Below are 15955 nucleotides of genomic sequence, written 5' to 3'. Positions count from 1 at the left end.
AGCAACGTATCTATGCAGCCCGCTTACTCACATATCCGGCTTTGTTGTTATTGAATCGTTTCCTTATCTGACTATTTTTATCAATTATTTCAGTGTTAATACTTTCATCCGGACTTCTCAGGGTATGATTTCTTCCCGCTGTGGCTGATATTACCTGATATCCCTGTGGTGAATGGCTTTCATTTGCAGAGTGCCAGATACCTGTTTCGGCTATACCATTATCTCTGATTACTGATAACTTACTGAACTCATCAGAAGAGATAACCATCTGGAGATTCTGCCCCATCGATTTCATTATTATGTCTGAAACTGCTTGTCTTTCATCCGCCTTCGCAAGCTGAATTCTTGATAAATCATCTTTTAACATACTATTCCATTGAGAATTAACTAAAGGCTGTTTTTGATGAATTTTCAGTACAGTCGGAATGATATTATCAGGATAATCAGGTCTGAATTTATATGAGCCGAAAATCCCGAGCAGCGAATTTTGTATTTTTCTGTAAAACGGAATATTTCTGTCAAATTCAGCTTTCCTGCTGCCGCCATCAGGATTTGCAGATCCTTCAGCAAGATAGCGGTCTTTGGCAATATAGAACCCCTGACCAATTTGTCCATGAGGAAGCATGTCAATATCGAGTCCTTTTCCGATAATATTTTTTGCTGCCTGTTCATTTGTACCATGGTATCCGATAAACACTTCACCTTCTGCGGTTTGCGATGATGTTGTTGTAGACAGGTTCGGCTGACTGACACTTCTTGTCAGTTGATATCCTTTTCCCCTCTTATACTGAACAGCCGATACAGGTAACAAATTCTGAAATTCACCTGTTGATAACGCAGCCTTAGCTGGCGCAAGTCCGTCATTATCATAAAGCGTTACCGGGTTATTCCTCACCATCCGGAATAAATTCAGCCCGTCAACCGTCCCCGCCGGGTCTGAACTCAGCCAGCGGCCTGCCCATGGCTGATAATAACGGTAGCCGTAATAATACAGCCCGGTCGCATCCCGCTCTTTGCCGGAATAGCGATGAGTTTTGTAATCGATCCCCGCGTCAGGTCGAGCCACCAGAACTGCTGTACCACCATACGGATAATACTCTTCCTGACTCAGCAAATTGCCGTCGCCGTCTGTTTCCAGTCCGCTGCTGCCAATAAGATTGTCATAGCCGAAGCGCAGATGATCTTTTTTGCCATCCGCCCAGTGCAGATAACGCACCTGCGCACGCCCGGATGCACCTGCACAGATAACCTGATAATTATCCGTACCTGTGCGAAGCTCCAGACCCGGCAAATAAATCACCCGCTGAGTTTGTATGTTGTTACCGGTTTTTTGTACCGAGATTTTCAGGATGCGCTGACTGGCTGCGTCATAGCGGTAGCTTTCACTGTCACCGGCTGCTCCTTCACGCGTCACCGGGGTGACTTTGTGTAACTCCGCCCGCGGTGTCCATGCCAGCGTTTGTCCCGGCATCAGCTGAGTCTGCTGTCCGCCCGGGGTAAACAGCGCATCCACTTTATCCGGTATGGCTGCCAGTGTTTTTAATACCGCGCGGTTGCTGCGGTTGCTGACTGTGATATCTGTCGTGTAATTGTTCCCGGTTTCCGGAGCAGAATGACGGATTTGCGTCATATTACCGGCTCGATCATAGGCGTAATTGCGGGTGTAATTAGTACAAGTGGCTTTATCAAACGGGGAAATATCAGGAAGGGAACTGCTTTGCTGTCCGGCATTTGCCATTTCGCGCCCGCTCGCGCTGACCAGCTGGTACAAGCTGTCGTAGATATAGGTATTTTTCGGTACCACTTTCTGATTATGCCAGAAGCGCGTCTCTTCGGCGTCATTAGTCACACACAGCACATTGCCGACCGGATCATACTGATAGCGCAAGTCCTGCAACACGTTTTTCTTCACCGGATGCGCCGTTTTTATTGCGATCAACCGTTGAGTCTGTGGTTCATAAGTGTACGTGGTCACCACGCCGTTGCCATGCTCCTCACGCAGTTTTTGTCCGGCGGCAGAGTAATCAACAGATTTAATAATGATTTTTTCTGCACCACCTTTGACGGTAATCGTGCTGGTGCGCAGTAATCCGGCGATATTATAAGTGACCTTCTGCTGATTGCCTGCCGCATCTGTGGTGATCAGTGTGGCACCAGTCGCATCTGCGACAGTCTGTGTGGTGTATTTTTCTGCTGATAACAGTGCATCCGGGTTGTTTTCCGGCCAGTTTACGGACTGCTCCGGGTTATCCGCCTCTTTGAGTAACTGACGCGTAACGGACAGCGGAACGCCGGTCAGCGCGATGCTCTCTGTCTGTGTCAGCCCTGCGGGGTCATAATGATGAGTGCAGACACCTGCCAGGTTTTTATCTTTTGCTGCCTGACTGTTATTCCCATAGATAAACCGTTCCGTAATCAGGGCATTATGACCCGCCAATTGCTCTGTGATACTCAGCGGACGCCCGGCTGAACTGCTGCCTTCATACTGAAAGGTGTGTGTTACTGCACGGTTCTGATCATCCTTCCCGTTTTCATCCGTGCTAATCTGACTGACCGCTATCATCGGCCGCCCTGCTGCATCATTCAGTGCAAACGAGGTTCCGGCATCACAACTTTCTGTACGCAACACCTGCCCGGACAGTGAGGTGAGATAGCAGAAATTTGCTTGTTTCGCGTCACCCAAACGCGGATCAGCATTCTGCTGCAAAAATCCACGCGCATCATACTGATGGCGGGTAATGCGTTCATCGGTTTTATCCGGTGAATCAGGATGGCGGTGATAAGCGATATCACGAATGACATGACCGCGGTTATTTAACACCGTCACCGAAGGGGTTTTCTGGTGTACAGCTGTTTTTGTGCTGTTCATAATGATCTCCTTTTATTGAGATAAATATCAGTGCAGGTTCAGTATGACCCGTTTGCAGATATACCATTCCAATATATAAGCAATAGAGAGAATGAAAAGAATAATAAAGCAAAGCAGTCTAATCTCAGGGCCATATAAATATAAAAATTCATGATATTCAATCAGTAACATATTTTATATTTACCCATGTTACTTATAGGCCCAGAAAATACCATTACTACATTTATATTGCATAGAGAATGCATATACACCGCGCGATATAAAAACGTCAGGAATTTTCCACCATTTTTTGTTTCCGGCGGAAAGCGCTGTCCGGACATCAAACTGGTACCGCAGAATTTAGCAAAGGTGCAAGACGGGAAATTTACGCTGGTAGAAAAATGGGGCTGATATAGCACAATAATGCAGGTAACATACGGTTTTGGTATGTTACCTGACTATAAACATCAACTACGGTTTAAGCTGAAATATTCGGACGTAATTTACATTATATTATCCTATGGCTCAATAATCGTTTAAAAAACACACTCTGGTATTAATTTAATGTTGTTTTAGGCATTAAGTTCCTTATCTTTCCAACAGATGTAAGAAAACCTCTTTTCAATCTGGATTGAATATCGCCGGATGTTGCAATATTACGCATTTTTTTTGCTATTGCTGCGGAGCGGGGATTAACTGCATCAGTGGATATCCTTTCTATTATGTGTTTTTGTGACAGACCTTTTAATATTTCCACTACTAATCTATTGCCCGCGCCTTTAATAAGGAAGCCCGGGTCAATATTGTTTTGTTCATAGAATGAAATCCCTTCTCCCCGTAATTGGGTGAGGGGGTTTGAAACTATATTTTCAATGCTAACCGCTACTCTGTTATGCATGAAATTAGATAAGACGACAACCGCCCCCATCGCATAAATATTTTTTTTGTTTTTATCTTTGAGAGCAAAATACTTTATTTCCCGATTGTTATATCCATTGACATCATGGCCTGATGAATGCCCCTCCCCCCCGGAGCCGACGGAATTAATAAGATTGTGCTCATAAGAAATAATTCCTTCCATTGTCCTCATGGAAATACTTGATCCAAGCTTCATGTTTTTATCATCAAGAGCGTATTTCTGATTTAACTTATGATATGTTTCTGCGTAGTTTTTCAGAGTTGATTTTGCCTCATCAAGACTAACCATACCATGTTTATGACTTTCTAAAAGTTCAGTAACATAGGTTTCTTTATATTTAGTATATTTATTTTTCGATGGATCGAATTTCATTAAGCTACTGTCAAGAAATGGAATGACACCATTAATTATATTAGTATCTATGTGATTCGTATCAAACCTGACCAGTCCATTATTATCCCGATACCTTACAGGATTATTGCTCACCATCTGATAGAGGTTCAGCCCGTCAACCGTCCCCGCCGGATCTGAACTCAGCCAGCGGCCGGCCCATGGCTGATAATAACGGTAGCCGTAATAATACAGCCCGGTCGCATCCCGCTCTTTGCCCGAATAGCGATGAGTTTTGTAATCAATTCCCGCATCCGGTCGTGCAACCAGAACTGCCGTGCCACCAAACGGATAATACTCTTCCTGACTCAGCAGATTGCCGTCGCCATCCGTTTCCAGACCGCTGCTGCCGATAAGATTGTCATAGCTGAAGCGCAGATGGTCTTTTTTGTCATCCGGCCAGTGCAGATAACGCACCTGCGCCCGCCCGGCGGCACCTGCACAGATAACCTGATAATTCTCCGCGCCGGTGCGAAGCTCCAGACCCGGCAAATAAATCACCCGCTGTGTCTGTGTGCTGTTACCGGTTTTTTGTACCGAAATTTTTAAGATGCGCTGACTGGCTGCGTCATAGCGGTAGCTTTCACTGTCACCGGCTGCTCCTTCACGCGTGACCGGGGTGACTTTGTGTAACTCCGCCCGCGGTGTCCATGCCAGCGTCTGTCCCGGCATCAGCTGAGTCTGCTGTCCGCCCGGGGTAAACAAGGCATCTACTTTATCCGGTGTGGCTGCCAGTGTTTTTAATACCGCGCGGTTGCTGCAGTTACTGACCGTGATTTCAGTAGTGTAATTATTGTTAGTGGCTGGAGCCGAGTGGCGGATGTGTGTCATATTTCCGGCACGATCATAGCTATAGTGTCGGGTGTAATTGGTGTAAGTGGCTTTATCGAAATCGGAAATATCAGGAAGGGAACTGTTTTGCTGCCCGGCATTTGCCATCTCGCGCCCGCTGGCGCTGACCAGCTGGTACAGGCTGTTGTAGATATAGGTATTTTTCGGCACCACTTTCTGATTATGCCAGAAGCGTGTCTCTTCGGCGTCATTAGTCACACACAGCACATTGCCGACCGGATCATACTCATAGCGCAGATCCTGCAAGACTTTCGCCCGTGCCGGATGTTCTGTTTTTATCGCGATCAACCGCTGAGTCTGCGCTTCATAGGTGTACGTGGTCACCACCCCATTGCCGTGCTCCTCACACTGTTTTTGCCCTGCAGCGGAGTAATCAACCGATTTAATAATGATTTTTTCAGCACCACCTTTTAAGATAATACGGCTGGTGCGCAGCAACCCGGCGACATCATAAGTGACCTTCTGCTGATGACCTGCCGCATCCGTGGTGCTCAGCACCGCACCAGTGGCATCCGCGATAGTCTGAGTGGTGTATTTTTCTGCTGACAGCAAACTGTCCGGGTCACGTTCCGGCCAGTTCACCGTGATATCCGGATTATCTGCCTCTTTGAATAACTGACGGGTGACTGACAGCGGAACGCCGGTCAGTGCAATGTTGTCAGTCTGTATCAGCCCTGCCGGGTCGTAGTGGTGCGTACAGACACCTGCAAGGTTTTTATCTTTTTCTGCCTGACTACTTTCCGCATAGATAAACCGTTCCGTAATCAGGGCATCATGACCTGCCAATTGCTCTGTGATACTCAGCGGACGCCCCGCTGAACTGCCGCCTTCATACTGAAAGGTGTGTGTTACTGAACTGCGGAGGTCATCCTTCCCGTTTTCATCCGTATTAATCTGGCTGACCGCTATCATCGGCCGCCCTGCTGCATCACTCAGCGCAAACGAGGTTCCGGCATCGCAACTTTCTGTGCGCAACACCTGCCCGGACAGTGAGGTGAGATAGCAGAAATTTATCAGTTTGGCGTCGCTCAGGCGCGGATCAGCACTCTGCTGCAAAAATCCACGCGCATCATACTGATGGCGGGTAATACGTTCATCGGTTTTATCCGGTGAATCCGGATGGCGGTGATAAGCGATATTGCGGATCACATGACCGCGGTTATTTAACACTGTCACCGAAGGGGTTTTCTGGTGTACAACTGTTTTTGTGCTGTTCATAAATAGTTTCCTTTTATTGAGATAAATATCAGTGCAGGTTCAACATAAACTGTTTGCAGATATTCTGTTCCATTTTATAAACAGATGGAAAAAGAGAAATGATTAAAAATGGCAAAGGAGGATAAATACATTTTTCATTTCTTATACATCAATAAAAACAACATATTATTTCAATTCAGATAACCTGACGTCATATACGAAAAATCTATTTAAAAACCAAAATCATATATTAAATAAATACAACACCGGGAAATATCCCGGCGTTGTATTTCAGTTAAAACCCGTTATTTGTTTTTATAAACAATTTCACCTTTTGGCTCATAGTCTGCCATTTTCAGCGGTGAATGCGATTCAATATATCCTTTCAGCACTTCTGCATCGACAAAGCCGGTACTGACATATCCCGGATGCGTATCAATTTTCGGATAACCATCCCCGCCGATAGCATTAAAGTTCAGTGTCGCCATACGATACGTTTTCGCCGGATCAACCGGTTTACCATCGATAGTCACATCACTGATTGTTTCGTCTTTATTCAGTGTCAGCCCGACATTATAAAACTGCGCATACGCACCAGAGTCCGGTTTCATATTTGCAACTGCCTGTAAATACGGCAGTACTTCTGATCCCTTAAAATCGATATACACCAGTTCATTCGCAAACGGCTGAACTTTCAGTACATTTTTGTAAGTAATCTCACCCGCATCAATAGAATCACGCACACCGCCGCCGCTCATAATGGCAAAATCGGCACCAGCTCGCTCTTTCTGCGCAGCCAGCAGCAAGTGTCCCATACTGGTCTGTTCAAAACGGACTTTACTACGGTCACCTTCTAACTTACCGTCCACCGAGCCAACTTTAATGCTCAGCTGTTCGTCGCCCTTTTCCTGATACGGCGTCAGCAGTTTCAGCATTTCCGGGCTTTCCGTAATTTCACTGGTGTAATAGATGCGTTCTGATGTGCCATCTTCTTTCGTGACTTTCTTTTTAAGATTCACAGGAATGAGCTGATAGTGTTTGAGTGTGAATTCCCCGTTGCGGAACTGAAAATCCGCACGACCGACATATTTTCCCCACTCATGGGCCTGGACAATCCAGGTGCCGTTCTGCTTATCCGGCGCACATGGCGTACCCGGCACATAATCCGCAATTTTATAGTTTTTGTTTTCCGGCTGCATACAGACAGGATCCTGTGAATGCCCGCCCACAATCATATCCAGATATCCGGCCGGCAGGCTGCGTGCCATTTCCACATCCCCCGGGGCATTAGAGCCATGATTGGCATCATCATAATGACCCATGTGAGTGGCGGCGATGATAATGTCCGGCTTTTCTGTTTCCCGCAGGCTTTCAACCACTTTTTTGGCTTCTTCTGCCGGAACGCGGAATTCAGTATCAGGGAAATTGCCCGGATTGCCAATTTTGGCGGTATCATCCGTTGTTAAGCCAATAACGGCGATTTTTATACTTTGTTTATCAAACAACGCATAGGGCTTAAATAAACGTTCGCCGGTACTTTTCTGATAAATATTGGCAGAGAGGAATGGAAAGGTTGCCCATTTTTCCTGAGTCCGCAGGGTTGCCAGCGGATTATCAAATTCATGGTTACCCAGCGCCATCGCGTCATAACCCACCAGATTCATGCCTTTAAAATCCGGCTCGGCATTTTGCAGATCAGATTCCGGCACGCCGGTATTAATATCCCCGCCGGAGAGAAGCAGAACAGAACCGCCCTTCTCTTCCACTTCTTTGCGGATCCCGTCCACCAGCGTTTTCTGAGCGGAAAGCCCGTATTCGCCGTGGTCATTCTGCCAAAAGTGCCCGTGGTGGTCATTTGTATGCAAAATCGTAATATCATAGGTTTTATCTTTTTCCCACGCACCGGCAAGTGCCGGAAAAAGTGCCACAGAAACCGCCAGAGCACTGACGGTGGTTTTAAATGCAAATGTCATGGTCGTTCCCCATGTTTCTGAATGATGATAACGGCAAATAGCCGGGAGGCATGCCGATCCCTGTCGAAAGTATGATTAAAATTCACAATTTTTAATACCTGTTCTGACAGATCCGGCAAAGAAGTGAGACTTGATTCAATATTCTGTTATTTAGTGTACCGTAACAATACCGGTATCAGCGTCCTGAAAAACCTTAAATATCAATAATAAATCATAGAAATAGTGTAATCTTTCCGTATCGGAAGTTGTCTTTATTTTATACCAGGCTACTCATTACTTTTGTAATACCCGTATAAATACGCCAACAAAACCCTCCCTTTCCATGCTGATTTACATAATATGGCTATTGTTATGTCAAAATGAGATTAAACTTCATAAACGCATTGTTAATAAAGAAAAAACAAAAAACGAAAACACAGCCAACTAAGGATAAGACTTGCAGCATAAAGAGCAGAATAAGCTGAAAATAGACAAAGCTGAATGGTATCTGCTACTAATGGCTGGTTTTCACATAATTACTTATATTTTTAACGCGATTTATGTCACAAAAACATGTACTATATTTATAATAGACCCACATTTATTCACATTGCGAATCAAAAGGAGAATGACAAAGTGCACTCAACGCCTCTCATTACAACAATTGTTGGTGGTCTCGTTCTCGCTTATTTATTTGGTATGTTAGCTCAACGGTTAAAAATTTCGCCATTAGTGGGTTATCTGGCAGCGGGTGTGTTGGCCGGGCCTTTTACTCCGGGATTTGTTGCAGATGCCTCTCTGGCACCGGAACTTGCTGAAATTGGTGTCATTCTGCTGATGTTCGGCGTCGGGCTTCATTTTTCCCTCAAAGATCTTCTGGCGGTTAAGAATATCGCGATTCCCGGCGCAATTTGTCAGATAGCCGTCGCCACAATTTTGGGCTTGGGTCTTGCCAGTCTGTTTGACTGGGGACTCTTCACCGGTATTGTATTTGGTCTGAGCTTATCTACCGCCAGTACTGTTGTGCTGCTGCGTGCCCTGGAAGAACGGCAACTGATTGACAGTCAGCGCGGTCAGATAGCCATCGGCTGGCTGATTGTGGAAGACCTGGCTATGGTTCTGACCTTGGTTATGTTACCTGCGGCAGCGTCTATTATTAATAACCCTGAAGCAAATGCCAGCAGCTCTGAGTTGCTGATGAGCCTGGCGATAACTATCAGCAAAGTGGTTGCTTTCATCCTGATTATGGTTTTCATCGGTCGCCGCGTTATTCCGTGGTTACTCGCCAGAACTGCCGCAACAGGCTCCCGTGAACTGTTTACCCTTGCCGTTCTGGTATTGGCTCTGGGCATTGCGTATGCCTCTGTTGCCCTGTTTGAAGCCTCTTTTGCCCTCGGTGCGTTCTTCGCCGGTATGGTGCTGAACGAATCAGAACTTAGCCATCGGGCCGCACAGGATACTCTGCCGCTGCGTGATGCATTCGCAGTTCTGTTCTTTGTCTCCGTCGGGATGCTGTTTGACCCGATGGTACTGATTAACCATCCGCTGGGTATTTTAGGTGTTCTGGCGATCATTATCGTCGGTAAATCAGCGGCGGCAATGCTGCTCGTGCGCCTTTTCGGGCATAACCGGCGAACCGCGCTGACCGTTGCGGTGAGTCTGGCACAAATCGGTGAATTTGCCTTTATCCTTGCAGGAATGGGCGTGGTACTGGAAGTGCTCAACCGTCAGGCCAGTGACCTGATTTTAGCCGGGGCGATTGTCTCCATTATGCTCAATCCAATCTTATTCACCCTGCTTGACCGCTATCTGGAAAAAACCGAAACACCGCAAGAACAGCAGGAAGAAGAAACTCTGGATGAAATCACCCAGGTTCCGGTCAATATCTGCGGTCATACTATCATTGTCGGTTATGGCCGGGTCGGTTCAATGTTGGCAGAAAAACTGCACAATAAAGGCTATCCGGTTGTTGTAATTGAAGATACCCGCGCACGCTTTGAAGAACTTGCAGAACGCGGTTTTGCATCCGTGATGGGCAATGCGGTTTCACCTGATGTGCTGAACCTGGCGCGTGTGGATTGCGCCCGCTCACTGCTGATGACCATTCCGAACGGCTATGAAGCAGGTGAGATTGTGGCAAAAGCCCGTGCACTGAATGATCATATGACGATTATTGTCCGTGCGCATTATGATGATGAGCGCACGTATATCATGGAGCGCGGCGCAAACCGTGTGGTTATCGGTGAGTTTGAAATTGCCCGTGCAATGAGCAGCCTGCTGGTTGAAGACCAGACAGATCATGAATTCGGCTGCCCTGTTGTGGTGAATCCGGTGACGGAAAAAGGTCAGGAAGAACAAGAGGAAGGCCGTTCACTGCATGAAATGCTGCGCAAAACGCCGGAAGTGGCTCCGGAACCGGAAACACCGGCGGACAGCACTCCGCAGCCATCTGCATAAAATAAGATAAACAATACAGCCCGGCACAGTCCGGGCTTTTTTATTTTTCAGTTTTCTCTCCTGCCCCCATCCGCTTGAGAAACTGTTGCTGATAACGGAACAATTCCCGTGCTGATATACAGTGATAATCCATACCAAACTGCGCTGCTGTCTGTCTGATAATCTCCGCCAGTGCAGGATAGTGACGGTGGTGCCAGTTCGGGAAAAGGTGATGTGTCAGATGCAGGTTCAGCCCGCCGAGCCAGTAAGTCAGCGCGCGCGGGGTTGTCTGCCAGTCATAGGTTGTGGAAAAGGTATGAGTATAAAAGCCGTGCGGCATGCGCCCGGAATCCGGTGCAGTATAAAACGTGGCTTTCGCCCAGTGTGTTCCGAGGATCAAGACAACGAAGACCAGCTATCTGTCAGACCGGTTGAGAAATGAGTGACCACAAACCCATAGCAGAACAGCTCAAGCCCGCGGAACAGCCACAGCATAATATGCCCGGAATTGAGATTGAACACCACATCACGCCAGCGGAATAACGCCGGATTTTTTCGGGCGATCACAGCGGCTTCCGCTACCACGATCATCACCATAAAAATAACCGGAAAAGTTAATTCATTCATTGAGATTGATCCTGCGTGGCATTCTGAACATCCGTACACTCATTATGGCAACTATGGCGCAGGCAGCCCCGGCAAATACATCAATAAACAGATGCCGTTTAAGGTACAGAACTGAAAGAATGATCACCAGCGCCCACACCAGCCACAACGCATTGCCATAAAGCGCCCCTTTTTGCCATAAGGCCGCCAGTGTGATCAGTGTCAGAGAAACATGCAGGGATGGCAGCATGTTTTGCGGGGTATCGGCCTGAAGCAGCGCCGTCAGCAGATATTGTGTCAGTCCGCGCCCGGTGTCTGCCGGAAAATCTGCGGTGGTGGGATACAACAGATACACAATTCCGGACAGTACCGCACATAATATCATCTGCCACATCAGCGGATTCGCTTTCCCGGGTAATGATAATAAATACCCGCAGGGGATAAACAGAAAAAAAGAGAGATAAACCCAGACGGCGTGTGGGTTATACATGATTGCTTTATCAATAATTCCCGGCGTAATCATGTGTGCCGTTGCATGTATGTCGCCGGTCAGAGAATAAATCACCCCCACCGTTCCCCAGCCCGCCAACAGATAAAAAAACCGGTTAGCGATTCCCTGAGAGCTGCTCATTCAGGCTCCCGCGTGATCCGCCGCCGCTTGACTGACATTGCCACAGAAGGTAATTCAGTCAATAGCTGCCACTGTAACCCGGAGGTGTCCGCGCCCTGCTGTTCAAAATAGTGGGTAAGTGCTTGCTGACACACCCGAAGCTCTGCTCTGTCACACTGCGCAGACAAACTGAACACCAGCCCTTTCTGATGCAGCCGAAAATCTGTTTCTGCCGGTAATGTATTACAGATTATGCGGTTACAGGCATCAGCAAACAACCTGACGGGTTCGTTTTGTGCATCTGCCAACAGCAATTGATCATCACAACGCCCTTCAATGCGCTCAATAGCGGTTTGCACATCGCCGCACGGACACGGCGTGTCACGGATAACTAACACATCATCCAGCCGGTAGCGGACAATTGGCTGCGTTTTGCGGGTAAAATCAGTGATCACCGGCAAAAAGCGGCGCTCATCCAGCCACTCTTTCTCAATATACAAAAAAGCCTCATTCAGATGCAATGTGCCATGTTCACATGTACAGCCAAGAAATCCTTCCGTTGCCTGATAGACTTCCCCTACATCATCAAATACCTGTTGTAACAATACCTTATCATCTGATTCAAGCACTTCTGCCACTGAAATCACCCGCTTCGGTGACAGTGAGCACTCACCTTTTATTTTTCGCCGCGCAATTTCAGCCAGAACCTGCGCCGGTGCCACAATAATGGAGGGCTGATACGCCACCAGCGCATTCAGATTATCCTCAAAATTCCCCAGCAGGTCATAAAACCGGAAAGAGAGCCACCGGCTGTTCACACTTTCATAGAGATTATTGTTCGCCCGCAGAAATAATGCGATACGCTCACCGGCAAATAAACCGTCCGGCAGCATTTTGGCCAGCATGGTTCCCGCCCAGACCGACTGCTCCTGCGGGCTGACGACAAACACGCCGCGCCGCCCGGAAGTCCCTGATGACAGCCCGACACTGAACCGCCCGACCGTCGGTGAAAAATCCCGCGAGGATTCACTGCGCCGCGCACACCCCAGCAATTCATTCACTTTCAGACCGGAGGTATTCATCTGATCAAAATGCTTCATCATCAGTGCTTTATCCATCTCCGGCCACTGTGCCAACGGAAAAGTGCAATAGGGCGAGAAATAGGGGCTGCGGCACAGAACGCGGCGGATAAAACGCGACAACATCCGTTGCTGATGGCGCTCCAGGGCACCACGATCCCGGAAATGCCGCTTTCGCACCCGATGATAATGCCACAGAGTTTTCAGCAGGCTCACAAGTTACCTTCATGACAGAGCTGTATCGGGATTTGCCGGTTATCTATCTGATGCAATTTATTCAATGTCTCATAATAAGCACGGCTATCATCCATAATCAGATTCGCAACAGTCATCGGGCCGCGCAGTTCGCGGTAATTTGCCGGCGACCATGCCGCATCACCCGCCAGCAGAACCCAGCCGTCATCTGTAGCCACACATAATCCGATATGCCCCGCGGCGTGTCCCGGCAGCGGCACCGCCAGTAGTGTTTTTTCACGGTTAACCGCATATCCGTCTCCGAGGACGGCCAGTTCAGCCGGAAGTGCAACCTTCTCAAACTGTTCATAAAACCGGGTGCGTGTTTCAAAATCGTCCGGGATAAGCCCACGCACAAAGGCTTTGCGCAGAGCAGAAAAACCCGTCAGATGGCGGGTTTTCGCCCAGCCGTCGCCGGAACAAATCATCGGCACGCCGGGAAAATCGCGCAGCCCGGCAATGTGATCACCATGGAAATGGGAAATAATCAGCCCTGATATATCCGCGGGCGTTATACCATCAGATTTCAGCTGAGAAACCAGGGCATCTTTGGCATCAAAATAAACCGGTGTTACCGTGCGGTACAGGCGGATCACGCCGCGCCGGGTATGATCATAAAAATGATCTGCATAACCGGTATCAAACAGCCAGCGCTGACCGTGTCCCTCAATCAGCCATGCCCGCGCCGGAAATTTACAGGCTTTCATGCTCGCTCCTTTGAGCGCCACACAGCCCGGATGGGTGCAGTAACCGGCTTCAAAAACCCGGATTTTCATCATAACTCACCCTGTTTTTCATTATTCAGCCAGTGCGCAGTGCGGGCAATTCCTTCCGCCATCGTGTAACGCGGATAGTACCCCAGCTCATTCTGCGCACGCTCATTATTAAGTGTCATAGTGAAATATGCAGCCCCCAGGCTATAGCGTGTCAGCAACGGCTCTTTTCCTGATCCCGCTAATTTTTCCAGACAAAACGCCAAGCCATACAACAACGGATAAGGTGCGGATTTCACCCGGCACTGTGTGCCGGTCTGTGCAAACAGTGCGCGCAGCGTGGCGATAAGCGGCTGCGGATCCTGGTTGGTAATATTATAAACTGATCCGCTTTTTACCGGCTGCGTGGTCGCCAGCGACATGGCATACACCACATTTTCCACATAGGTCAGATCAAACGCATTCTTTCCGCCGCCGGGCAGGATCAGTCTCCCGTTACGCGCACGAACCTGTGCCATCAGGCGCGGCAGCAATACCCTGTCATGAGGGCCGAATAGCCCGCGCGGGCGCAGAATCACAAAGGTGATTGCCGGGCAACCCGGTACAATGTCAGCAATCGCCCGCTCCGCCAGATATTTAGTCCGCGCATAATCATTGGCAAACCGGTGGTTCACCACCGATTCCCGGATATTCTGCTGATGCGTAAAGTTAAAATAGATTGCCGGTGTGGAGATATGCACAAACCGAACAATGCCGGAGTCCGCTGCCGCCTGAGCCAGTATCCGGGTCGCGGTCAGGTTCACCGCCTCAAATTCCGCCTTATCACCCCAGGGGGCGGAAAGTGCCGCGCAGTGCCAGACTGCCTGACAATCGGCCATCAGTGCCGACGCCGTTTCCGGAGTCAGTGTACGCAGGTCAGCCGGGCGGAAAACCGCACCGGCAGCCGTCAGTGCTGCACCCGCTGCCGTATCACGCCCGCAGGCGACAACCTCATGCCCTTCCCGTAACAATATGTCTGCTGCATTGCGCCCCAACCCGCTGGTTGCCCCCGTCACTAAAATTCTCACGGCACCAGTACCATTGCCGAGAGTGCCAGCCCCGCGGCTGTGCCGACCAGCAGTACAGCGGATTTGCCGTAAAATCGCCCGGTAATAATAGCTTCATGCAGCGCTGACGGAATCGATGCCGCCACCTGGTTTCCCCGGGTGGCATAAATATCCACAAGCTGTTTATCGGTGATCCCCAGCCGTTTACGCATGTGTTCCAGCGACAGATGGCTCGCCTGATGCGGCACTACGGTATCAATCTGTGACAGTGCAATACCCGTCGGTGACAGCACGCGATCCATAAAATCTTCGATCAGTGATGATGCCAGACGGAACAACGGCTTACCTTTCATATGAAACAGAAAATCATCCTCTTTCATGCCCGTCCGTGGATTACAGCGGGTACCTCCGGCGCGGATCTCACACAGATCCAGTCCTTCGGGATAGGTTTCCAGACGAAACGAGAGAATACCGCTGTGCCCGTCGCCTTTCTCAACAATGGTGCAGGCAGCACCATCGCCGAAAATCAGGGATGACTCTTCATGCGTCCAGTCAATACCCCGTGACGCAAGGTCGGCTGAGACAATGGCTATGCGCTGATATTGATTTGTTGCCAGCAATCCCCCTGCGACCTGTAATGCCGATAAGTAACTGACACAGCTGGCGTTAACATCAAAACAGGCAATTCCCGGCGTCAATGATGAGCAGGCAAGAATATGTGCGGCACTGCACGGCAGCGCCTGAACCGGGATGGCGGATGCACAAATCAGGGCACCCACAGAGGCCGGGTCAATATTCTGCTGCGCCAGTGCATGATGCAGGGCTTCTGCCGCCAGTACAGCCTGGCTATCTGAATGGGCGGCATGATAGCGCCAGCGGATCCCGGCCCGTTTTTCCACATACCCGCTGCGCTTATTGAAACGTTTATCCAGGTCGGCCGATAAAACCCGGTCAGCCGGTAGCGCAACACCTGAAGCCACTATTTTCAGCGGAACAAGCGCGGTGTTGTCTGACATCATAATTTCCTTACTCATTTTTATCGTTATTAATTAATTCATTTACCAAATTATTAT

The 15955-nt window shown here is 48.7% G+C and carries 10 protein-coding genes and 1 pseudogene; 1 reads left to right on the top strand and 10 read right to left on the bottom strand.

The features are described from left to right. Positions 1 to 10: 10 nt before the first annotated feature. The 3 genes from ACMHKJ_RS14475 to ushA all read right to left on the bottom strand — a co-directional run bounded on the left by ACMHKJ_RS14475 (position 11) and on the right by ushA (position 8179). Positions 11 to 2869, bottom strand: coding sequence for an RHS repeat-associated core domain-containing protein (locus ACMHKJ_RS14475; protein WP_413494942.1), 2859 nt, complete (start codon positions 2867 to 2869; stop codon positions 11 to 13). A gap of 535 nt (positions 2870 to 3404) precedes the next feature. After that, positions 3405 to 6227: an RHS repeat protein gene (locus ACMHKJ_RS14470; RefSeq protein ID WP_413494940.1), complete on the bottom strand. Its 2823-nt coding sequence runs from the start codon at positions 6225 to 6227 to the stop codon at positions 3405 to 3407. A 284-nt stretch (positions 6228 to 6511) separates the two neighbouring features. Next, complete coding sequence (gene ushA, locus ACMHKJ_RS14465) at positions 6512 to 8179, bottom strand: bifunctional UDP-sugar hydrolase/5'-nucleotidase UshA (protein WP_413494939.1); 1668 nt, start codon at positions 8177 to 8179, stop codon at positions 6512 to 6514. A 552-nt stretch (positions 8180 to 8731) separates the two neighbouring features. On the opposite strand from ushA, the gene ybaL reads away from it, so the two are divergent. Continuing rightward, the gene (gene ybaL / locus ACMHKJ_RS14460; RefSeq protein ID WP_413494937.1) at positions 8732 to 10615 is read left to right on the top strand and encodes a YbaL family putative K(+) efflux transporter; all 1884 of its coding nucleotides are present in this window, start codon (positions 8732 to 8734) and stop codon (positions 10613 to 10615) included. A gap of 40 nt (positions 10616 to 10655) precedes the next feature. On the opposite strand, the pseudogene ACMHKJ_RS14455 reads toward ybaL, so the two are convergent. The 7 genes and pseudogenes from ACMHKJ_RS14455 to ACMHKJ_RS14425 all read right to left on the bottom strand — a co-directional run. Then, positions 10656 to 11009, bottom strand: a pseudogene (locus ACMHKJ_RS14455) (fatty acid desaturase); the annotation flags it as partial. Beyond that, positions 10991 to 11221: a hypothetical protein gene (locus ACMHKJ_RS14450; RefSeq protein WP_413494935.1), complete on the bottom strand. Its 231-nt coding sequence runs from the start codon at positions 11219 to 11221 to the stop codon at positions 10991 to 10993. The gene ACMHKJ_RS14450 and the pseudogene ACMHKJ_RS14455, both read right to left, overlap by 19 nt. Further along, positions 11214 to 11831 (bottom strand): phosphatase PAP2 family protein, encoded by a 618-nt coding sequence (locus tag ACMHKJ_RS14445; RefSeq protein WP_413494933.1) that lies wholly within the window; start codon positions 11829 to 11831, stop codon positions 11214 to 11216. The genes ACMHKJ_RS14450 and ACMHKJ_RS14445 overlap by 8 nt, the downstream gene beginning before the upstream one ends. Further along, positions 11828 to 13105, bottom strand: a complete 1278-nt coding sequence (locus ACMHKJ_RS14440) for a F390 synthetase-related protein (RefSeq protein WP_413494932.1) — start codon at positions 13103 to 13105, stop codon at positions 11828 to 11830. The genes ACMHKJ_RS14445 and ACMHKJ_RS14440 overlap by 4 nt, the downstream gene beginning before the upstream one ends. After that, positions 13102 to 13902: an MBL fold metallo-hydrolase gene (locus tag ACMHKJ_RS14435; protein ID WP_413494931.1), complete on the bottom strand. Its 801-nt coding sequence runs from the start codon at positions 13900 to 13902 to the stop codon at positions 13102 to 13104. The genes ACMHKJ_RS14440 and ACMHKJ_RS14435 overlap by 4 nt, the downstream gene beginning before the upstream one ends. Continuing rightward, a complete protein-coding gene (locus ACMHKJ_RS14430) occupies positions 13899 to 14903 on the bottom strand; it encodes an NAD-dependent epimerase/dehydratase family protein (protein WP_413494929.1) in 1005 nt (334 codons plus the stop codon). Before ACMHKJ_RS14430 ends, ACMHKJ_RS14435 begins: the two co-directional genes overlap by 4 nt. Further along, positions 14900 to 15898, bottom strand: coding sequence for a 3-oxoacyl-[acyl-carrier-protein] synthase III C-terminal domain-containing protein (locus ACMHKJ_RS14425; protein ID WP_413495008.1), 999 nt, complete (start codon positions 15896 to 15898; stop codon positions 14900 to 14902). Before ACMHKJ_RS14425 ends, ACMHKJ_RS14430 begins: the two co-directional genes overlap by 4 nt. Positions 15899 to 15955 lie beyond the last annotated feature (57 nt).

This window comes from Morganella psychrotolerans, from assembly GCF_965118875.1.
GTDB classification, from domain to species: Bacteria; Pseudomonadota; Gammaproteobacteria; order Enterobacterales; family Enterobacteriaceae; genus Morganella; species Morganella psychrotolerans_C.
Note: the sequence above shows the minus strand (reverse complement) of the source record. Positions and strands in the feature narration are given on the sequence as shown.

Excerpts from the sequence above, each read along its gene's own strand:
- ACMHKJ_RS14425 (WP_413495008.1), bottom strand. The coding sequence starts at position 15,898 with ATGTCAGACAACACCGCGCTTGTTCCGCTGAAAATAGTGGCTTCAGGT.
- ACMHKJ_RS14445 (WP_413494933.1), bottom strand. The coding sequence starts at position 11,831 with ATGAGCAGCTCTCAGGGAATCGCTAACCGGTTTTTTTATCTGTTGGCG.
- ushA (WP_413494939.1), bottom strand. The coding sequence starts at position 8,179 with ATGACATTTGCATTTAAAACCACCGTCAGTGCTCTGGCGGTTTCTGTG.
- ACMHKJ_RS14475 (WP_413494942.1), bottom strand. The coding sequence starts at position 2,869 with ATGAACAGCACAAAAACAGCTGTACACCAGAAAACCCCTTCGGTGACG.
- ACMHKJ_RS14435 (WP_413494931.1), bottom strand. The coding sequence starts at position 13,902 with ATGATGAAAATCCGGGTTTTTGAAGCCGGTTACTGCACCCATCCGGGC.
- ACMHKJ_RS14450 (WP_413494935.1), bottom strand. The coding sequence starts at position 11,221 with ATGAATGAATTAACTTTTCCGGTTATTTTTATGGTGATGATCGTGGTA.
- ybaL (WP_413494937.1), top strand. The coding sequence starts at position 8,732 with ATGTACTATATTTATAATAGACCCACATTTATTCACATTGCGAATCAA.
- ACMHKJ_RS14470 (WP_413494940.1), bottom strand. The coding sequence starts at position 6,227 with ATGAACAGCACAAAAACAGTTGTACACCAGAAAACCCCTTCGGTGACA.